Here is a 17,533-nt window from a genome sequence, read left to right as displayed (position 1 = left end):
GAGAGGTCCGGCCGATCCAGGTTGTGTGACGGAACCTCGCAGGACCTCGATCAGCCGCCGCGGCGTGGTCGGCGGCGCGCTCGGCGCCGCCGCCACCGGCGTGATCGCGGCCGGTCCGGCGCCGGCCGAGGCCGCCACCGCCGGCAAGGTCTCCGACTACGTCGCGGCGGACGCCGGACTGCACCTGCTGCGCCGCGCCACGTACGGGCCGACAGCCGCCTCCGTCGCCGAGATTCGCCGGCTCGGCGTGACGAAGTGGCTCGACCGGCAGCTGAGCCCGGCCGGCATCCCCGACGCGGCCTGCGACGCGCTGATGTCCCGCTTCCCCCTGATCGGCCAGTCCATCGACGAGATCCGGTCCGGGGTCCGGACGGGCACCATGAAGTACGGCTGGGACACGATGCTCCAGCTGGGCTTCGCCACCACCGCCCGGGCCGTCTGGAGCGAGCGGCAGCTGTTCGAGGTGATGGTCGACTTCTGGTCCAACCACCTCAACGTCACCAACCCGTCCGCCGACGTCTGGGACAACCGGCACGACTACGACCGGACCGTGATCCGCCAGCACGCGTTCGGCCGCTTCGCCGACATGCTCAAGGCCGCCGCCCGGCACCCGGCGATGCTCACCTACCTGGACAACCGCTTCTCCACCCGTACGGCGCCGAACGAGAACTACGGGCGTGAGCTGCTCGAGCTGCACACCGTCGGGCTGGGCTACACCGAGTCCGACGTGAAGAACGCCGCCCGGCTGCTGACCGGTCTGACGGTCGACTGGGACACCGGCAGGTACCGGTACAGCACCAACGCGCACGCCACCGGCCCGGTCCAGGTCCTCGGCTTCCGGCACGCCAACACGGCCGCCGACGGGGAGGCGGCGGCGCTCCAGCTGCTGGACCACCTGGCGATGCATCCCGCGACCGCCAAGCGCGTCGCCACCAAGCTCGCCGTCCGGTTCGTCTCGGACACCCCGCCGGCCTCGCTGGTCACCAGGCTGGCCAAGGTCTACCTCGCCGAGCGCTCGGCCGTCGTCCCGGTGCTGCGTGCCCTGTTCACCTCGGCGGAGTTCCGCGCGTCCGCCGGCCAGAAGGTCCGCACCCCGTACGAGGACATCGTCGCGACGGTCCGCGCGGTCGGCTACGGGCCGGACGCGTCGGGCACCGCGGGCATCGAGTCGCTCTACTGGCTGATCAACTCGGTGGGGCAGACGCCGATGGGCTGGGCGCCACCGAACGGGTACCCGGACGTCGCCGAGGCCTGGGCGTCGCCGGGCGGGATGCTGGCCCGGTGGAACGCGCACCTGCACATCGTCGCGGGGTACCGGCCGAAGGAGCTCCAGCGCCCGCGGAACCTGGCCACGGCGCTGGTCGGCAAGCTGCCCGCCACCTACGGCGCCCTGGTCGACGCGCTCGCCCGGCGGCTGTTCGGGCGCACCCTGCCGGCGGCGCACACGGCGGCGCTGACGGCCTACTTCGGCAAGGCGCCCGGGTCGGCGCTCGGACCCGCGGACGCCGCCGTCGGCTGGAAGTTTTCCCAGCTCGTGGCCCTGATGTTAGACTCACCCTACTTTGCGGCGAGGTGACCTCAATGCCCGACTTGAGCGACGGCTGCGCGGACGACCGGCGTACGACGATGTCGCGTCGCCGGGTCCTGGGCAGCGTCGCCGCCGCGGGCGCCGCGGGCGCGCTCGGCGGCCTCGCCGGTGACCTGCTCTCCACCCAGCTCGCCTTCGCCGCCGGCAAGTACGGCGGGGACGTGCTGGTGGTGCTCTCGCTGCGCGGCGGATTCGACGGACTGTCGGCCATCGTGCCCGCCGGCGACCCGGCCTACTACGCGGCCCGGCCCGGCATCGCCGTGCCGAAGGCCCAGCTCATCGGCGGCGACACCCGCTTCGGCCTGCACCCGGCGCTCGCGCCGCTGCTGCCGTACTGGAAGGCCGGCACGTTCGGCGCGATTCAGGCCGCCGGCCAGCCCGCGCCGAACCGCTCGCACTTCTCCGCGATGGAGAACCTGGAGCGGGCCGCGCCCGGCTCGAGCCTGCGCACCGGCTGGCTCGACCGGATGCTCGGCGGCCTCGGCGCGACGAGCCCCTTCAACGGCGTCTCGGTCGGCGGCATGATGCCGTCGCGGGCGCTGGCCGGACCGGCTCCCGCCCTGGGGATGAAGTCGATCGACGACTTCGCGCTCTACGGTGACCAGGAGAACCAGCCGATGGCGGCCACCCTGGCCAAGCTGTACGCCGGCGCGCCGACCGTGCTGAGCGCGCCCGCCCGGCAGGTGACCGGCTCCCTGGCGACGGCCAAGGCGCTGGCGGCCCGGCCGTACCAGCCGGCCAACGGGGCGTCCTACCCGGACGACACCCTCGGCCGGGCGCTGCGCGACGTCGCCCGGCTGATCAAGGGGAACGCCGGGCTGATGTCCGCCTGCGTCGACTCCGGCGACTGGGACATGCACGAGAACCTCGGCGCGGCCGTCACCGGCAAGCGGATGCACGACAAGCTGGCCAAGCTGGCCGCGGCGCTCGCCGCGTTCGCCGCCGACCTCGGTCCCGCCGGGATGAACCGGGTCACCCTGGTGACGGTCAGCGAGTTCGGCCGGCGGGTACGCGAGAACGGCTCCGGCGGCCTCGACCACGGGTACGGCAACGCGATGCTGCTGCTCGGCGGCGGCGTGGTCGGCGGCAAGGTGCACGGTCGCTGGCCCGGGCTGGACGAGCGCCGGCTCGTCGACGGCGACCTCGCCGTGACCACGGACTACCGGGCAGTCATCGCCGAGATCCTGCGCGAACGCTGCGGCCTGGCGAACACCCGCGCGGTGTTCCCGGACGTACGGACGACCACGTCCGGGATCGTGCGGCGCCGTTGAGGTGGCTGTGGGGCGTCGTTAACGCATTGGACATGTGCCGACACGTTCCGTGAAACGCCGCGTTCCTAACTTTCGGGGCACCATCCCGCGGGCGAAGGGACAGTCCCCCATGGCACCTGGCAAGTGGATCACCACCCTGTCGACAATCCTCTCCGCATCCCTCCTGCTGACCGGCTGTGCGGACGATCCGTCGCAAGGGGGCGGTTCCTCGGGCGACACCATCAAGGTCGGCGTCCTGCACTCCCTCAGCGGCACGATGGCCATCAGCGAGGTGACCGTCCGCGACTCCGAGCTGCTCGCCATCGAGGAGATCAACGCCGCCGGTGGCGTGCTCGGCAAGAAGCTCGAACCGGTCGTCGAGGACGGCGCCTCGGACTGGCCGACCTTCGCCGAGAAGGCCCAGAAGCTGATCAACGAGGACAAGGTCGCCACCACCTTCGGCGGCTGGACCTCGGCCAGCCGCAAGGCGATGCTCCCGGTCTTCGAGCGCAACAAGGCCCTGCTCTGGTACCCGGTGCAGTACGAGGGGCTGGAGAGTTCGCCGTACATCTTCTACACCGGCGCCACCACCAACCAGCAGATCGTCCCCGCCCTGGACTACCTCAAGGAGCAGGGCCGCAAGTCGGTCTTCCTGGTCGGCAGCGACTATGTCTTCCCGCGCACCGCCAACAAGATCATCAAGGCGTACGCCGAGGCGAACGGCATGACCGTCGTCGGCGAGGAGTACACCCCGCTCGGCAACACCGAATACTCGACGATCGTCAACAAGCTCGGCCAGGCCAAGCCCGACGTCGTCTTCAACACGCTCAACGGCGACAGCAACGTCGCCTTCTTCAAGCAGCTGCGCAGCGCGGGCTTCACCGACAAGACGATGCCGACCGTCTCGGTCAGCGTCGCGGAGGAGGAGGTCGGCGGCATCGGCCCGGAGAACATCGCCGGTCACCTGGTGGCGTGGAACTACTACCAGACCACCGAGGGCGCGACGAACGCCGAGTTCGTGAAGGCGTACAAGGCCAAGTACGGCGCCACCAAGGTCACCTCCGACCCGATGGAGGCCGGCTACAACGCGGTCAAGCTCTGGGCGGCGGCGGCCACCAAGGCGGGCAGCGTCGACGTCGAGGCGGTCAAGAAGGCGGCCGGGGGCATCGCGCTCGACCTGCCCGAGGGCAAGGTCACGATCGACGGCGAGAACCAGCACGTCTACAAGACCGCGCGGATCGGCCTGATCCAGCCGGACGGCCAGATCAAGGAGGTGTGGAACTCCGGGCAGCCCGTGAAGCCGGACCCGTACCTCAAGGGCTATCCGTGGGCCGCCGGACTGGCGTCCTGAGCGAGCGATGGGCGCGCTCAACCAGTTGGTCATCGGGGCGAGCATCGGCGCGGTGCTGCTGCTCGCCTCGCTGGGCCTGACCTTCACGTTCGGCCAGATGGGCGTCATCAACATGGCGCACGGTGAGTTCATCATGGCCGGGGCGTACACCGCCTTCGTCCTGCAGCCGCTGTTCGGCTCGCAGGCCGTAGTGGTGGCGCTGCCCGTAGCCTTCGTCGTCGGCGGGGTGCTCGGGCTGATCCTGGAACGGCTGTTCATCCGGCGCTTCTACGGCCGGCCCCTCGACACGCTGCTGCTCACCTTCGGCATCAGCCTGATCCTGCAACAGGTCGCCCGCGACCTCTTCGGGGCGCCGAACGTCCAGGTCACCGCCCCGGGCTGGCTCACCGGCGGCGTGGACCTCGGCGGGGTGCGGATGCCGTACAACCGGATCTTCATCCTGGTCCTGGCGGTCGGCTGTGTCGTGCTGATCTCGGTGTATCTCAGCCGGCTCCGGCACGGCCGCCGGATGCGCGCCGTGATGCAGAACCGGCAGCTCGCGGCCGTCAGCGGGGTGGCCACCGGGCGGGTCGACCAGGCCACCTTCTTCATCGGCTCCGGCCTCGCCGGGGTCGCCGGGGTCGCGCTGACCCTGATCGGCCCGGTCGGGCCGACGCTGGGCAGCGCGTACATCGTGGACGCGTTCCTCGTGGTCGTGGCCGGCGGCCTCGGCCAGCTGCGCGGCGCGGTCATCGCGGCGTTCGCGCTGGGGGTGCTGAACAGCTATGTCGAGTTCTGGACCGCGAACGGGGCCAGCTTCGCCAAGGTGGTGGTCTTCGCTGTGATCATCGGATTCCTCCAGTTCCGGCCGCAGGGCATGTTCGTGCTGCGATCGCGGGCCCTGACATGACGCTGACCTGGGCGAAACGGGCGGCGTTCGTCGCGGTCGCGGCGCTGCTCCTCGCGGCGCCGCTGCTGCTGACCCCGTTCCGGCTGGACCTGCTGGCCAAGTACCTGTGCTACGCGATCGTCGCGGTCGGCATCGCGCTGGCCTGGGGGCGCGGCGGCATGCTGACGCTGGGGCAGGGGGTGTTCTTCGGCCTCGGCGGCTACGCCATGGGCATGCACCTCAAGCTGGCCGAGGCCGGGCCGGCTCAGCTGCCCGACTTCATGTCGTGGAGCGGCGTCGAGGAGCTGCCGCTGCTCTGGAGGCCGTTCGCCAACCCGGTCTTCGCGCTGGTCATGGTGGTCGTCCTGCCGGTGACCGTCGCGCTGCTGCTCGGCCTGCTGATCTTCCGGCAGCGGGTGCGGGGTGCGTACTTCGCGGTGCTCACCCAGGCGCTGGCCGCGGCGTTCGTGATCCTGCTTGTCGGCCAGCAGGGGCTGACCGGCGGCACCAACGGCCTGACCGACTTCCAGTACTTCTTCGGCCTCGACCTCTACGAGGACTCGGACCGCCGGATCCTCTACCTGGTCATCGTGATCGTGCTGGGACTGTCCTATCTGGGCGTCCGGCAGCTCGTCCGCAGCCGGTACGGGCAGCTGCTTGTGGCGATCCGCGACGGCGAGGACCGGGTCCGGTTCCTCGGCTACGACCCGGCGCTGGTCAAAACCATCGCCTTCGCCGTCTCGGCGGGCCTGGCCGGCATCGCGGGCGCGCTCTTCGTGCCCGTCGTCGGCCTGCTCACCCCGGCCAACCTCGGCGTCGTCGCCTCGCTGGAGCTGCTCATCGGCGTGGCGATCGGCGGCCGCTACTCGCTGGCCGGCGCGGTCGGCGGCACGCTGCTGTTCAACTACGCGAAGACGATCTTCAGCGAGTCGTGGCCGGACGGCTGGCTCTACGTGCAGGGCGCGCTCTTCGTCGCGGTGCTGCTCTGGGCGCCGCGCGGCCTGGCCGGCCTGGCCGACCAGCTCCGCACCGCCGTGGTCGCCCGGCGCCGCCCGCCCGCGCCGGCGCCGCCGCCGGTCGTACCCGCCGCCGCCCCCGAGGAGGTACGGGCATGAGTGCTCTGCTGGAGGTTCGCGGGTTGAACGTGGTGTTCTCGGGTTTCCACGCCATCACCGATCTCGACTTCACGCTCGAATCCGGTGAGCTGCGGTTCCTCATCGGGCCCAACGGCGCGGGCAAGACCACCCTGATCGACGTGATCACCGGCCTGACCCGGCCCGCGTCCGGCTCGGTCACCTTCGCGGGACAGGCGCTCGTCGGCCGGCGCGAGTTCCAGATCGTGCGCGCGGGCGTCGGGCGTACCTTCCAGACCTCGGTGGTGTTCGAGGAGCTCAGCGTCCTGGACAACCTGGACCTGGCGGCGGGCTTCCGGCGCCGGATGCCGGCGCTGCTGCGCCGTCGGCGCGGGGTCGGCGACGACGTGGCCTCGGCGCTCGACACGATCGGGCTGGGCGCCGTCGCGGACCGGCCGGCCGGTGTCCTCTCGCACGGCCAGCGGCAGTGGCTGGAGATAGGGATGCTGGTGGTGCAGCGACCCCGGCTGCTGCTGCTCGACGAGCCGGTCGCGGGGATGAGCCGCGACGAGCGGGAGCGCACGGGCGAGCTGTTGCGTGCGGTGGCCCGGGACCACACGGTGCTGGTGGTCGAGCACGACATGGACTTCCTGCGCCGCTTCGCCAGCACGGTCACCGTGCTGCATGAGGGCCGGCTGCTGTGCGAGGGGACGGTCGCGCAGGTGCGGGCCGATCCCCGCGTCCAGGAGGTCTACCTCGGACGGACCCGTGACGAGCTGGACAAGGAGGCGGCCTGACATGCTCGAGGTACGCGACCTGTACGTGTCGTACGGCCGGGCGCAGGTGCTTTTCGGGGTCGGCCTCGAGGCGCCGGCGGCCTCGCTGGTCTGCCTGATGGGCCGCAACGGCGTCGGCAAGACCACCCTGCTGAAGGCGGTCATGGGCGTGCTGCCGGCGCGTTCGGGGACGGTGATCTTCGACGGGCAGGACATCACCCGGCGCAAGGTGCACGAGCGGGTCCGGCTCGGGCTCGGGTACGTGCCGCAGGGGCACGAGACCTTCCCGCAGCTCACCGTCGCCGAGAACCTGCAGGTCGCCCGGGAGAGCATGGGCAACCGGCGGGCGGGCGCGGTGGACGAGGCGCTCGACCTCTTCCCGGCGCTGCGCGGGCTGCTCAAGCGGCGGGCCGGCTTCCTCTCCGGTGGCCAGCAGCAGCAGCTCGCGATCGCCCGGGCGCTGGTCACGGAGCCGCGGATGCTGCTGCTGGACGAGCCGACCGAGGGCATTCAGCCGTCGATCGTGCTCGAGATCGAGGACGCGATCCGGCAACTGCACGCGGCCGGGCTGAGCATCCTGCTGGTGGAGCAGTACCTGGAACTGGCGCTGCGCCTGGCGGACCGCTTCGTGATCCTGGACGCCGGCGAGGTCGTGCGCTCCGGTCCGGCCGACGACCTGCGCGACGAGTCGGTCCGCCGCCTGCTGGCGGTCTGACCGCCGCCGGGCTCCCCGGATCAGGCCCGGGGCGCCTCGAAGATCATGCAGCTGGACGTGGCGTGCGCGATGAGGCGTCCCGCGGCGTCGGTGAGCCGCGCCTCGGTGAGCGCGGTGCGGCGGCCCCGCTGCAGCACGCTGCCCGTGCAGGTCAGCCGGCCGGAGTCGACGGTGACGGGGCGCAGGAACTTCACGTTGAGGTCGAGCGACGTGTAGCCGACGCCGGCCGGCAGCGTCGAGTGCAGCGAGCAGGCGGCGGCGCTGTCCAGCAGGGTGGAGATCACTCCGCCGTGCATCGTGCCGAGCGGGTTGTAGTGGAACTCCCGCGGCTCGAGATGGAACGCGACGACGCCCTCCTCGACGTCCATCCCGGTGAGGTCGATGAGGCTCATGATCGGCGGGGGCGGCAGCTCGCCGGCGGCCATCCGCCGCAGCAGCTCCAGCCCGCCGGTGGTGGCCAGCAGGGCGGCGTGCTCGGCCGGGCTGGCCCAGGAGTACGTGCGGGTGCGGGTCTCATCCTGGGTCTGCGTCATGGACGCAGCCTGGCACGGGCTTGCTGTGTCTGTCAAACAGACCTAGCCTTCATGTCATGAATCACACGATCTCGCGTCCACCGGCCATGGACTGGTCCATGGAGACCTGCACGATCGGCCGGGCCATGGAGGTGCTCGGCGAGAAGTGGACGATGGTGGTCCTGCGCGAGATCTTCAACGGGGTGCGGCGCTTCGCCGACCTGCGCGAGCGCACCGGCATACCGCGCCAGGTGCTGACCAACCGGCTCGCCTCGCTGGTCGACCACGGGCTGCTGCGCCGCGAGCCGTACCAGGAGCCGGGCGCGCGGATCCGCCACGAGTACCGGCTGACCGCCAAGGGGATCGACCTCTATCCGGTGCTGACCGCGGTGAAGGAGTGGGGCGACCGCTACCTGGCCGAGCCCGAGGGGCCGCCGCTGGAGATGGCGCACCGGGACTGCGGCGCGGAGATCCACGTCGAACTGCGCTGCGACGAGGGGCACCGGGTCACCGACAACCGCCAGGTCGTGCCGCGCCCCGGGCCGGGTGCCCGGCGTCGCTGACCGGCTCCCGCCGCCAACTACCCGGATTAGCCGGATGTTCCGGGTTTCTTCCGTTTAGCCTCGTAAGCAGCCGCGGTTTGACGGAGGAGGTGCGGCGTGGCGCTTGTCGACCGGTCGCGCCGCTCCCGGCTGCTGGTCATCGGCGGCGCCGAGCGGTACGGCCCCGGCGGCACCGAGATCCTGCGCCGCTTCGTCGACCTGGCGGGCGGCCACGCCGCCGAGCTGGTCGTCATCGCCACCGCCAGCGCCGAGCCCGCAGTCCTCGAGGCCGAGTACGCCGCCCTCTTCTCCCGGCTCGGCGCGGGCCGGGTCCGTGCGCTGCGGCTGGAGACCCGGGCACAGGCCAACGAGCCCGCGGTGATCGAGGCGCTCGCGACCGCGACCGGCGTCTTCTTCACCGGCGGCGACCAGCTGCGGATCACCACGGTGCTCGGCGGCACCCTCACGGACTCCGCGCTGCAGACCCTCGTGCAGGAGGGCTCGGTGATCCTCGGCGGCACCAGCGCCGGCGCCGCGATGATGTCCGGCACGATGATCATCGGTGGCGACGGGCCCGGGGTCACCCGCGCCGGCGTGCGCACCGGGCCCGGACTCGAGTTCCTGCCCGGCGTGCTCATCGACATGCACTTCGCCGAGCGCGGCCGCCTCAACCGCCTGCTCAGCGCCGTCGCGCTGTACCCGCACGAGCTCGGCCTCGGCATCGACGAGGACACCGCGATCCTGGCCGACGGCGACTGCTTCGAGGTGCTGGGCAGCGGCGCGGTCATCGTGGTCGACGCGGGCGCGGCCGGCGACATCCGGGTGCCGTCCGACGGGCCGATCGCGCTCACCGGCGCGCGAGTACACGTGCTTCCTGCCGGATGCAGATTCGAACTGTCCGGTCGCCGCCCCTCGCTCGTCGACGGGGGCGCCGGGGAACGGGAACTGGCCGCATGAAGATCCTCGGTATCCGCCGGCTGCGCGGACCCAACGTCTACCTGTCCCGCCCGGTCGCGGTGGCCCGGCTGCGCCTCGACGAGCTGACCGGCCGCGAGACCAGCGACCTCGAGGGCTTCACCGAGCGGCTGCTGCGCGCGCTGCCCGGGCTCGCCGAGCACCACTGCGCGGCGGGCGCGCCCGGCGGCTTCATCAGCCGGCTGCGTGGCGGCACCTACTTCGGACACGTGACCGAGCACGTCTGCATCGAGCTGTCGCAGCGGATCGGGCGCGACGTCAGCTTCGGCCGCACCGTCTCGGCCGGCGAGGCCGGCCTCTACGACCTGATCGTGGAGTGCCCGCAGGACGAGTCGCCCGACTCGACGCTGGCGGCGGAGCTGCTGGAGACCGCCGTCGAGCTGGTCACCGCGGTCGCGGGCGGCGACTGCCTGCCGGGCGACACCCTGGCGGTGCGCCTCGCCGCGCTGTCCGAGCTGGCGGAGCGCGAGGCCATCGGCCCGAGCACCCGGTCCATCATCGCGGCGGCCCGGGGACGCGGCATCCCGGTCGAGCGCCACGCCGGCCTGAGCCTGCTGCGGCTGGGCTGGGGCAACCGGCGCCGCCTCGCCTGGGCGGCGATGACCGACCGGACCGGCGGCGTCGGCGTCGACATCGCCGCGGACAAGCAGGTGACCCGCCGGCTGCTCGAGGACGCCGGGGTGCCGGTCGCCGCCGGCGGCGCCGCCCGCACCGCCGCGGAGGCGGTCCGCCTGCTGACGGCGCTGGGCGCGCCGGTCGTGGTCAAACCCCGCCGCGGCCGGCAGGGCCGGAACGTGGCACTCAACCTGCGCACGCCCGCCGAGGTGGAGAACGCGTACGCGGCGGCCGGCGGCGACGTGGTGGTGGAGCGGCAACTCGCCGGCCGCGACTACCGGGTCCTGGTCGTGGCGGGCGAGGTCGTCGCCGCCGCGGAACGCCTCGCGGCGCACGTCGTCGGCGACGGCGAGAGCACGGTCGCCGAGCTGGTGGCCCGGACCAACGAGGACCCGCGCCGGGGCGAGGGCCACGCCCGGGTGCTGACCCGGATCGCCCTGGACGACGACGCGCTGGCGGTGCTCGGCCGGCAGGGCTGCACGCCCTCGTCCGTGCCGGACGAGGGCCGGCCGGTGTGGCTGCGCGACAACGCCAACCTGTCCACCGGCGGCACCGGCAGCGACGTGACCGACCGGGTGCACCCCGAGGTCGTCGCGCTCTGCCTGCGCGTCGCCGCCCTGGTCGGCCTCGACATCGCGGGCATCGACCTGCGGCTGGACGACATCGCGGCGCCGCTGCCGCTGGGCGGCCCGGCGCCGGTCACCGGCGGCGTGATCGAGGTGAACGCCGCGCCGGGGCTGCGCATGCACCTGGCGCCGGTGCGGGGGCGGTCCCGCGACGTCGGGGACGCGATCGTGCGGGCGATGTTCCCGGGCGGCTCCGACGGGCGGATCCCGACGGTCGCCGTCACCGGGACCAATGGCAAGACGACGGTGGCGCGGCTGACGGCGTACCTGCTAGCGGGCATGGGTCTGCGGGTCGGCCTGACCACGACCGAGGGCGTCAGCATCGACGGCCGGACGGTGCACGTCGGCGACGCGACCGGCCCGCGCTCGGCGCAGATGGTGCTCGGCGACCCCGGCGTGCAGGCCGCCGTCCTGGAGACCGCGCGCGGCGGGACGCTGCGGCGCGGGCTCGGCTACGACTGGACCGACGTCGGAGTGATCACCAACATCACCGCCGATCACCTCGGGCAGGACGGGCTCGACTCGATCGAGGCGCTGGCACACGTCAAGGCCCTGATCGCGGAGCGGGTCCGGGACGGCGGCACCCTGGTGCTCAACGCGGACGACCCGTGGGTGCGCAGCCTCGCCGAGCGGGACCGGGTGGGCGCGGACCGCAAGCGCATCGTCTGGTTCGGCACGGACGCCCGGCAGCCGGTGCTGGCCGCGCACCTCGGCGCCGGCGGAACGGCCTACGTCCTGCAGGACGGCTGGCTGGTGCAGGCGACGGGCGCCCGGCGGACGCCGCTGCTGCGGGTCGAGGAGGTGCCCGGCTCGTTCGACGGCGCGGCGTCGCACGCGGCCGTCAACGCGCTGGCGGCCGCGGCCGCGGCCCGGGCGCTCGGCGCGTCGCACGACCTGGTGGCCGCGCGGCTGGCGAGCTTCGAGCCGCGGCTGGACAACCCCGGCCGGGCGACGGTGCTGCGGCTGGGCGAGGTGACCCTGTTCATCGACTACGCGCACAACCCGGCGGCGATCGCGACGGTGCTGCGGACCCTGCACCGGACCTTCGGCCCGGACCGGTGCGTCGCGGCGGTGACGTTGCCCGGCGACCGCCGCGACGACCTGCTGGCGGCCTCGGCGCAGGTGCTGGCCGACGGGGTCGGCCGGGTGGTGCTCTACGAGGACGAGGACCCGCGGGGGCGTACGCCGGGCGAGGTCTCGGGCCTGGTCGAGCGGGAGATGCGCGCGCGGCGGCCGCAGCTGCACGCGGTCCGGGCGCAGGGCCATCGCGGCGCGGTGGAGCAGGCGCTGCGGCTGGCCGCGCCCGGCGACGTGGTCCTGGTGCTGTACGAGAAGCTCGCCGCGGTCCTGGACCATCTCGAGGAGCTGGGCGCGGTGCCGGCGGACGCGGCCGTGGTGCACGCGGAGCGGCTGACCGCCCGCCCGACGCTCGATCTGGGGCTGCTGCCCAGCCGCGCCGGTAGCACTCCCGGGTGAATTGCCGGAAATAGTGGCGTGTCGCGGCAACAAAGCATGATCGTCGTAGGGAAATCACCCGATCGGGCGGGGTTGCCCTGGTCATTGCATTGCGGCAAGCATTACCGAGGGTATAGATGAAAGTGACTCATACTTCGGTCGATGTCTCTTTGGGTAATGCAAGAGCAACTGCACGTGCAGAATCCCATGTGGATGCGCCACATCCGAGGGATACCCGCAAGTTCCGACGAAGTTGGGCAAATCCGGCCAGGTCCGAATTGCATGATCATCTGCACCTCTCTGACCAGGCATTTTGGTCACTCGAATCGCTATGCACCCGCGGCGCATAGCGCAGAACACACAGTGACGATGCGCAGGTCATCGGTGTCGGCGAAGTGTCGAGACAGGAGCCGCAAGTGGGCTAACATCCTCGCCGTCGATGGGGAATGCTCGGTCCTACGGCGGACCGAACACCGCCCCGGCATCAGAACGCATGGCGGTGCGGTACTGATGTTTTCTTCCGATCGCGCATGTGGGGGCACATGAGCACGACGGACCTGCCCGGTTCGAGTCTGCTGGCCGGTCGATATCGACTGGTCGAGCGGCTCGGCGCCGGCGGGATGTCAGTGGTGTGGCGAGGCTTCGACGAGGTCCTCGGTCGTCAGGTCGCGGTGAAGGTCCTGCCGCCCTCGACGAGCGCCGATCCCTCGTTCCGGCGCCGGCTGCGCGCGGAGGCACAGGCCGCGGCGCGGCTGAGCCACCCGCACATCACGAATGTCTACGACTACGGCGAGGCGACCACCGTCGACGGTGAGCCCGTGCCGTACGTCGTCATGGAGCTGGTCGACGGCGAGTCCCTCGCCGCCGTCCTCGCCCGGGTGCGCCGGCTGCCGTGGCCGGCCGCGGTTCGCATCTGTTCGGAGGTCTCGGCGGCGCTCGCCGCCGCGCACGCGCGGGGCATCGTGCACCGCGACGTGACCCCGGCCAACGTCATGCTCACGCCGGGCGGCGCCAAGGTCGTCGACTTCGGCATCTCCGCGCTCATCGGCGAGAACGACATCGACCCCGACGGCAGCCTGCTCGGCACCCCGGCCTACCTCGCGCCCGAGCGGCTCGAGGGCGGCCAGGTCAGCCCGGCCACCGACGTCTACGCGGTCGGCCTGCTCATCTACCGCACGCTGATCGGCCAGCTGCCGTGGGACGTCGGCACCACGACGGCCCTGCTGCGCGCGCACCAGTACACCGAGCCCGAGCCGCTGCCGCCCGTCGAGGGCCTGCCGAACGCGGTCTCCGCGCTCATCGCCCGGTGCCTGGAGAAGCGGCCCTCGGACCGCCCGTCCAGCGCCGAGCTGGCGCACGTGCTCGGCACGGTGTCCGCCGGCGTCCCCTCGGCCCGCGCCTTCGTGCCGGACTGGGCCGACAGCGGCGAGGACACCACGATCCTGCCGTCGGCGCACCAGAACACCGACGGCTTCGGCCGGATCCGCCCGGGCCACGCGCGGGTACCGGAGTCGTCCGGGCCCGGCCGGGGCGTCGCCGCGGTCCCCGCGCTGGCCCTGGATCACGACGCGCCGGTGTCGCCGGCGCCGTCGGCCTCGCCGGCGCCACCGGTCTCGGTCGCCGAGGTCGAGGCCGCGGTCGGCCCCGGCGGCGCCACGGCCCCGCCGCCGCGCGGCGGCCCGAGGAACAGCCGCTTCGGCGGCGTGCCGCAGGCGCCCCCGACGACCGGTTACCCGGCCGCGCACGCCGCGCATGCCGCGCATGCCGCGCAGCCGGGGCCGCACGGCACGCCGGGCACCCCGGGTCCGGCCCTGCGCCCGGCCTTCGGCGCCGACGGGCCGGGCCGGCCGCCGGCGCGCGCTGACGGCCCGGGCACGCCACCGAACCGTCCGGGCGGCGGACCGGGGCAGGCCGGCCACGGCGCGCCGGGACCGGGCCGCGGCACGGGCACGACGCAGCGGCGCCGCCTCTTCATCGCCGGCGGCTCCGTCGCGGTGCTCGTCATGATCGCCCTGACCGCGGCGTTCACCAACGGCGACGAGCCGAAGGACTCCGTGGCCGGCGTGCAGCCGACCAGCCTCACCGGCTCCAGCAAGTGCGTGGTCAGCTACGCGGTCTGGTCGGACGCCAACAACAAGTTCCGGGCCGCCGTCACCGTCGCCAACCGGGACACCACGGCGATCAAGGACTGGAAGCTCTGGTTCGTCATGCCGGGCGACCAGGTCGTCTCGGGCAACGGCAAGCTCAAGCTCGACCAGCAGGGCCAGGGCGTCACCGTGCAGTCCACGAAGGTGCTCAGCCCGCAGCAGAGCGAGACGCTGCAGTTCACCGGCCGCTACCGGGCCAGCAACGCCGCGCCGATGGTGTTCCAGCTCGCCGGCGAGACCTGCCAGACGTTCGTGTCCCCGGCGCCCGGCGCGCCGTCCCAGCCGGTCGAGCACCTGACCAACGGCGAGGTCCGGCTCGGCCCGGTGCCGACCAAGGAGTCGCCGATCCCCGGCATCTCCATCAACCCGAGCGGCGTCGCGGTCCCGGTGCCGGTCGGCACGACCCCGCCGGCAACGACCACCTCGGCCAGCCCGACGCCGACGCAGACGCAGATCGTGGAACCGACCGACGACGACGAGCCGGCCGCGCCGTCCCCGCTGAACCCTTCGTCGCCGGCCGCGTCGCCGACGGCCACCGCCTCGACCACGCCGACTTTCTCGCCGCCGCCGGTCATGAACACCGACCTGGAGCCGGAGGACGAGACCGAGGGGGAGTGAGCCGGGGCCGGCCAGCGCGTTCCTCGGGCAGTCGACCGGAGTACCGGTCGACTGCCCGAGCCGCGAGCTAGAGTCGAATCGTGTCGGGCAGGCGCCCGCGATCCCGCGCCCGGAAGCATCGCTCTCGATGTCCGGGCCCCGGACTCCCCTCGGGTACCACCGTTACCAGAATCCCGAGCCGAAATCGGAGCGGACCCTCTCGGCGTGCCTGCGTCCCGGCCCGACGCCCACGTGCAAGATGACTGATATCGGCCTGTGGGCTGAGCGGCTCCGGTCCGCGCCGACACGAGCGTGCCCGCACCGGAGCAAGTCGTGATCGGGGGAGTTCGAAATGATCCATACCGTCCTTGAGCTGGCGGCGGAGGCGTTATTCGTCTCCGACCTCCAGCCGTCCGAGTGTCCCAGCCGGCAGACCGTCGAGGACACCGTGACGGCCATGCTGCTGCGGCACGGCAGTGACGGCTGCGCCGCCGGGGTGGCGGAGGAGTTCGGCGACCATCCGGACCTGGCCGTGCGCCGCATGGTCTGGGTGCGCCAGGAGTTGCGCAACGTGATGAGCGTGCCGCGACGCCCGCATTTCGTCGGCTGAGGCGCCAGAGCCGCGTGGGTGCGCGGGCCGCCGAGCGATTGCTGAGCCTTTTTCGCTAAAAACACCCTAAAAGCAACCGAGTTCGGCCGCCACTGCACCCTTCGGCCGTAAGTGTTCTCCTCATCAGCCGGTCTCACCTGCCGGTCTGGACGAGCGAGGAGGAACACGTGACTGCCACGACCGAGCTCCCCGCCCCCGTCGGCATGCACCACGACGCGCCGTCCGCGCGCGACCTCGAGGACCTGGTCCGCGAAAACATGCCGATGGTGGGCCACCTGGTCCGGGAGTTGCTGAACCGGGTGCCCGGCCACGTTCACGCCGACGACCTGTCGTCCGCCGGATTCGCCGCGCTCCTCGGCGCCGCCCGCGCCTTCGACGTGAGCCGGGGCATACCGTTCCACCGGTTCGCGGCCGTACGGATCCGCGGTGCGCTGCTGGACGAGCTGCGCGGACAGGACTGGGCCAGCCGCTCGGTCCGGGCCCGGGCCCGCCGCACGTCGACGGCCCGGCAGGAGCTCACCGCCGCGCTGGGCCGCACCCCGACCGAGGCCGAGGTCGCCGAGGTGCTCGGCATCGGCGTCAACGAGCTCGCCGCCGTCGAGGACGACGTGCAGAAGGCCGCGCTGCTCAGCCTCCAGGGATTCCCGACCGGCGCGGCGGAGGAGATGGTCCCGGAGCTCTCCGAGGGCCCCGAGGACCTGCTGCTCAAGCGGGAACGCCTCGGCTACCTGCACCAGGCGATCCAGGCCCTGCCCGAGCGGCTGCGGATGGTCGTCACCCAGTCGTTCCTGCAGGAGCAGCCGCTCAGCGACGTCGCCGCGGAGCTCGGCGTGACCGAGTCGCGGATCTCGCAGCTGCGCACCGAGGCGCTGCGCCTGCTCCGCGAGGGGCTGAACAGCTCACTCGCCCCGGAGCTGCTCACGGTCGCCGCCGGCGGGCCGCGTACCCGCCGGGGCTGCCTGCAGCGGCGCCGCACCGAGTACTTCGCCCGGGTCGCCGACCAGGGCAACCTGCGGACCCGGCTGGCGCTGACCGACAGTCACGGCGTGCCGATCGCGGTCGCCGCCTGATCCCGGCCGGCACAGAGCGGATCCAGCGCGGCCCGGACCTCACGGATGTCGGCGCCGACGGCGCTGGCGAGCAGCCCCGGCCCGGCGAGCGGCATCAGGACCGCGGCGCCGCCGAGGACGGGTGAGCCGAGCACACCCGGATCCGCCCGCTCCGGGCCGGCCAGGATGACCGAGCCGACCGCGCGACCGCCGCCGAGCACCGCCGCGCCCGACCAGCCCGGCGCGCCCGGGCCGACGGAGAGCTCGTGCCGGTAGAGGGTGCGGCCGTCGTACCGGACGGTCACGTCGGCCCGCACGTCGCCGGACTCCTCGGCGTGGCGGCCGCAGACCAGGTCGTCGCGCCAGAGCAGGGAGCCGCTGGCCGCGACCTCGACGCGCGTGACGGCCAGGTGATGGCAGCCGGACGCCGCGATCAACGGCTCCGGCAGCCAGCGCAGCGACCCGCCCGCGGCCACCGACGCCCGGACCTCCAGCCGGGACGGCGGCGCGTCGGGCCGGCCGGGCAGCGCGAGCTGGGCGGCCACGCTGCGCACCACCAGCCGGGCACCCGGCCCGACCTCGACGTCAAGGCGCAGGTCGTCGCCGCGCAGCGGCCCGGCGGCGCCGCCGACGAGGTGCACGGTCGCCTCGCCGCCGCCCGGCGGCCCGGTGCGCCGCGGCAGCAGCGGCGACTCGCCGCGCAACACGGCGAGCCGGGTGCCGCCCCGCCCGTCGGCCTCGGCGACGATCCGCGCCCGCGCCCGCATCACCACACCGCCCACAC

At 73.0% G+C, this 17,533-nt stretch carries 15 protein-coding genes; 13 read left to right on the top strand and 2 right to left on the bottom strand.

Features of this window, described 5'->3' with window-relative positions:
* Positions 1 to 25: 25 nt before the first annotated feature.
* The 7 genes from ACIBSW_RS39435 (at position 26) to urtE (ending at position 7,621) form a co-directional block, all read left to right on the top strand.
* Positions 26 to 1,576 (top strand): DUF1800 domain-containing protein, encoded by a 1,551-nt coding sequence (locus tag ACIBSW_RS39435; RefSeq protein WP_354721921.1) that lies wholly within the window; start codon positions 26 to 28, stop codon positions 1,574 to 1,576.
* Positions 1,577 to 1,581: 5 nt separating this feature from the next.
* Positions 1,582 to 2,859: a DUF1501 domain-containing protein gene (locus tag ACIBSW_RS39430; RefSeq protein ID WP_354721920.1), complete on the top strand. Its 1,278-nt coding sequence runs from the start codon at positions 1,582 to 1,584 to the stop codon at positions 2,857 to 2,859.
* A gap of 109 nt (positions 2,860 to 2,968) precedes the next feature.
* The gene (urtA, locus tag ACIBSW_RS39425; RefSeq protein WP_354721919.1) at positions 2,969 to 4,189 is read left to right on the top strand and encodes an urea ABC transporter substrate-binding protein; all 1,221 of its coding nucleotides are present in this window, start codon (positions 2,969 to 2,971) and stop codon (positions 4,187 to 4,189) included.
* A 7-nt stretch (positions 4,190 to 4,196) separates the two neighbouring features.
* Positions 4,197 to 5,078, top strand: a complete 882-nt coding sequence (gene urtB, locus ACIBSW_RS39420) for an urea ABC transporter permease subunit UrtB (RefSeq protein WP_354721918.1) — start codon at positions 4,197 to 4,199, stop codon at positions 5,076 to 5,078.
* Positions 5,075 to 6,172: an urea ABC transporter permease subunit UrtC gene (gene urtC, locus ACIBSW_RS39415; protein WP_354721917.1), complete on the top strand. Its 1,098-nt coding sequence runs from the start codon at positions 5,075 to 5,077 to the stop codon at positions 6,170 to 6,172. The genes urtB and urtC overlap by 4 nt, the downstream gene beginning before the upstream one ends.
* Positions 6,169 to 6,927 (top strand): urea ABC transporter ATP-binding protein UrtD, encoded by a 759-nt coding sequence (gene urtD / locus ACIBSW_RS39410; protein ID WP_354721916.1) that lies wholly within the window; start codon positions 6,169 to 6,171, stop codon positions 6,925 to 6,927. The genes urtC and urtD overlap by 4 nt, the downstream gene beginning before the upstream one ends.
* Before the next feature lies 1 nt (position 6,928).
* A complete protein-coding gene (gene urtE, locus ACIBSW_RS39405; protein ID WP_354721915.1) occupies positions 6,929 to 7,621 on the top strand; it encodes an urea ABC transporter ATP-binding subunit UrtE in 693 nt (230 codons plus the stop codon).
* A gap of 20 nt (positions 7,622 to 7,641) precedes the next feature.
* Here urtE and ACIBSW_RS39400 read toward each other — a convergent pair whose 3' ends face one another.
* Positions 7,642 to 8,154 (bottom strand): PaaI family thioesterase, encoded by a 513-nt coding sequence (locus tag ACIBSW_RS39400; protein WP_354721914.1) that lies wholly within the window; start codon positions 8,152 to 8,154, stop codon positions 7,642 to 7,644.
* Between the two features lie 56 nt (positions 8,155 to 8,210).
* Here ACIBSW_RS39400 and ACIBSW_RS39395 point away from each other — a divergent pair, with 56 nt between their 5' ends.
* From ACIBSW_RS39395 to ACIBSW_RS39370, 6 genes are all read left to right on the top strand, one after another.
* On the top strand, positions 8,211 to 8,696 hold the full coding sequence (locus ACIBSW_RS39395) for a helix-turn-helix domain-containing protein (protein ID WP_354721913.1): 486 nt from the start codon (positions 8,211 to 8,213) through the stop codon (positions 8,694 to 8,696).
* A 96-nt stretch (positions 8,697 to 8,792) separates the two neighbouring features.
* Positions 8,793 to 9,632 carry a cyanophycinase gene (locus ACIBSW_RS39390; protein WP_354721912.1) on the top strand — a complete coding sequence of 280 codons (840 nt, stop codon included), beginning with the start codon at positions 8,793 to 8,795 and terminating at the stop codon, positions 9,630 to 9,632.
* A complete protein-coding gene (gene cphA / locus ACIBSW_RS39385) occupies positions 9,629 to 12,367 on the top strand; it encodes a cyanophycin synthetase (protein WP_354721911.1) in 2,739 nt (912 codons plus the stop codon). The genes ACIBSW_RS39390 and cphA overlap by 4 nt, the downstream gene beginning before the upstream one ends.
* A gap of 521 nt (positions 12,368 to 12,888) precedes the next feature.
* Positions 12,889 to 15,111 (top strand): serine/threonine-protein kinase, encoded by a 2,223-nt coding sequence (locus ACIBSW_RS39380; RefSeq protein WP_354721910.1) that lies wholly within the window; start codon positions 12,889 to 12,891, stop codon positions 15,109 to 15,111.
* A 331-nt stretch (positions 15,112 to 15,442) separates the two neighbouring features.
* Positions 15,443 to 15,700, top strand: coding sequence for a hypothetical protein (locus ACIBSW_RS39375; protein WP_354721909.1), 258 nt, complete (start codon positions 15,443 to 15,445; stop codon positions 15,698 to 15,700).
* A gap of 167 nt (positions 15,701 to 15,867) precedes the next feature.
* Positions 15,868 to 16,770, top strand: coding sequence for a sigma-70 family RNA polymerase sigma factor (locus tag ACIBSW_RS39370; RefSeq protein WP_354721908.1), 903 nt, complete (start codon positions 15,868 to 15,870; stop codon positions 16,768 to 16,770).
* Here ACIBSW_RS39370 and ACIBSW_RS39365 read toward each other — a convergent pair.
* On the bottom strand, positions 16,740 to 17,531 hold the full coding sequence (locus tag ACIBSW_RS39365) for an urease accessory protein UreD (protein ID WP_354721907.1): 792 nt from the start codon (positions 17,529 to 17,531) through the stop codon (positions 16,740 to 16,742). The two genes, ACIBSW_RS39370 and ACIBSW_RS39365, sit on opposite strands and share 31 nt — an antisense overlap.
* Positions 17,532 to 17,533 lie beyond the last annotated feature (2 nt).

It is taken from the genome of Actinoplanes sp. NPDC049668 (assembly GCF_044465445.1).
In the GTDB taxonomy this organism is placed as follows: Bacteria; Actinomycetota; Actinomycetes; order Mycobacteriales; family Micromonosporaceae; genus Actinoplanes.
The sequence above is the reverse complement of the archived record's forward strand: the minus strand, read 5'-3'. Positions and strand labels throughout refer to the sequence as shown.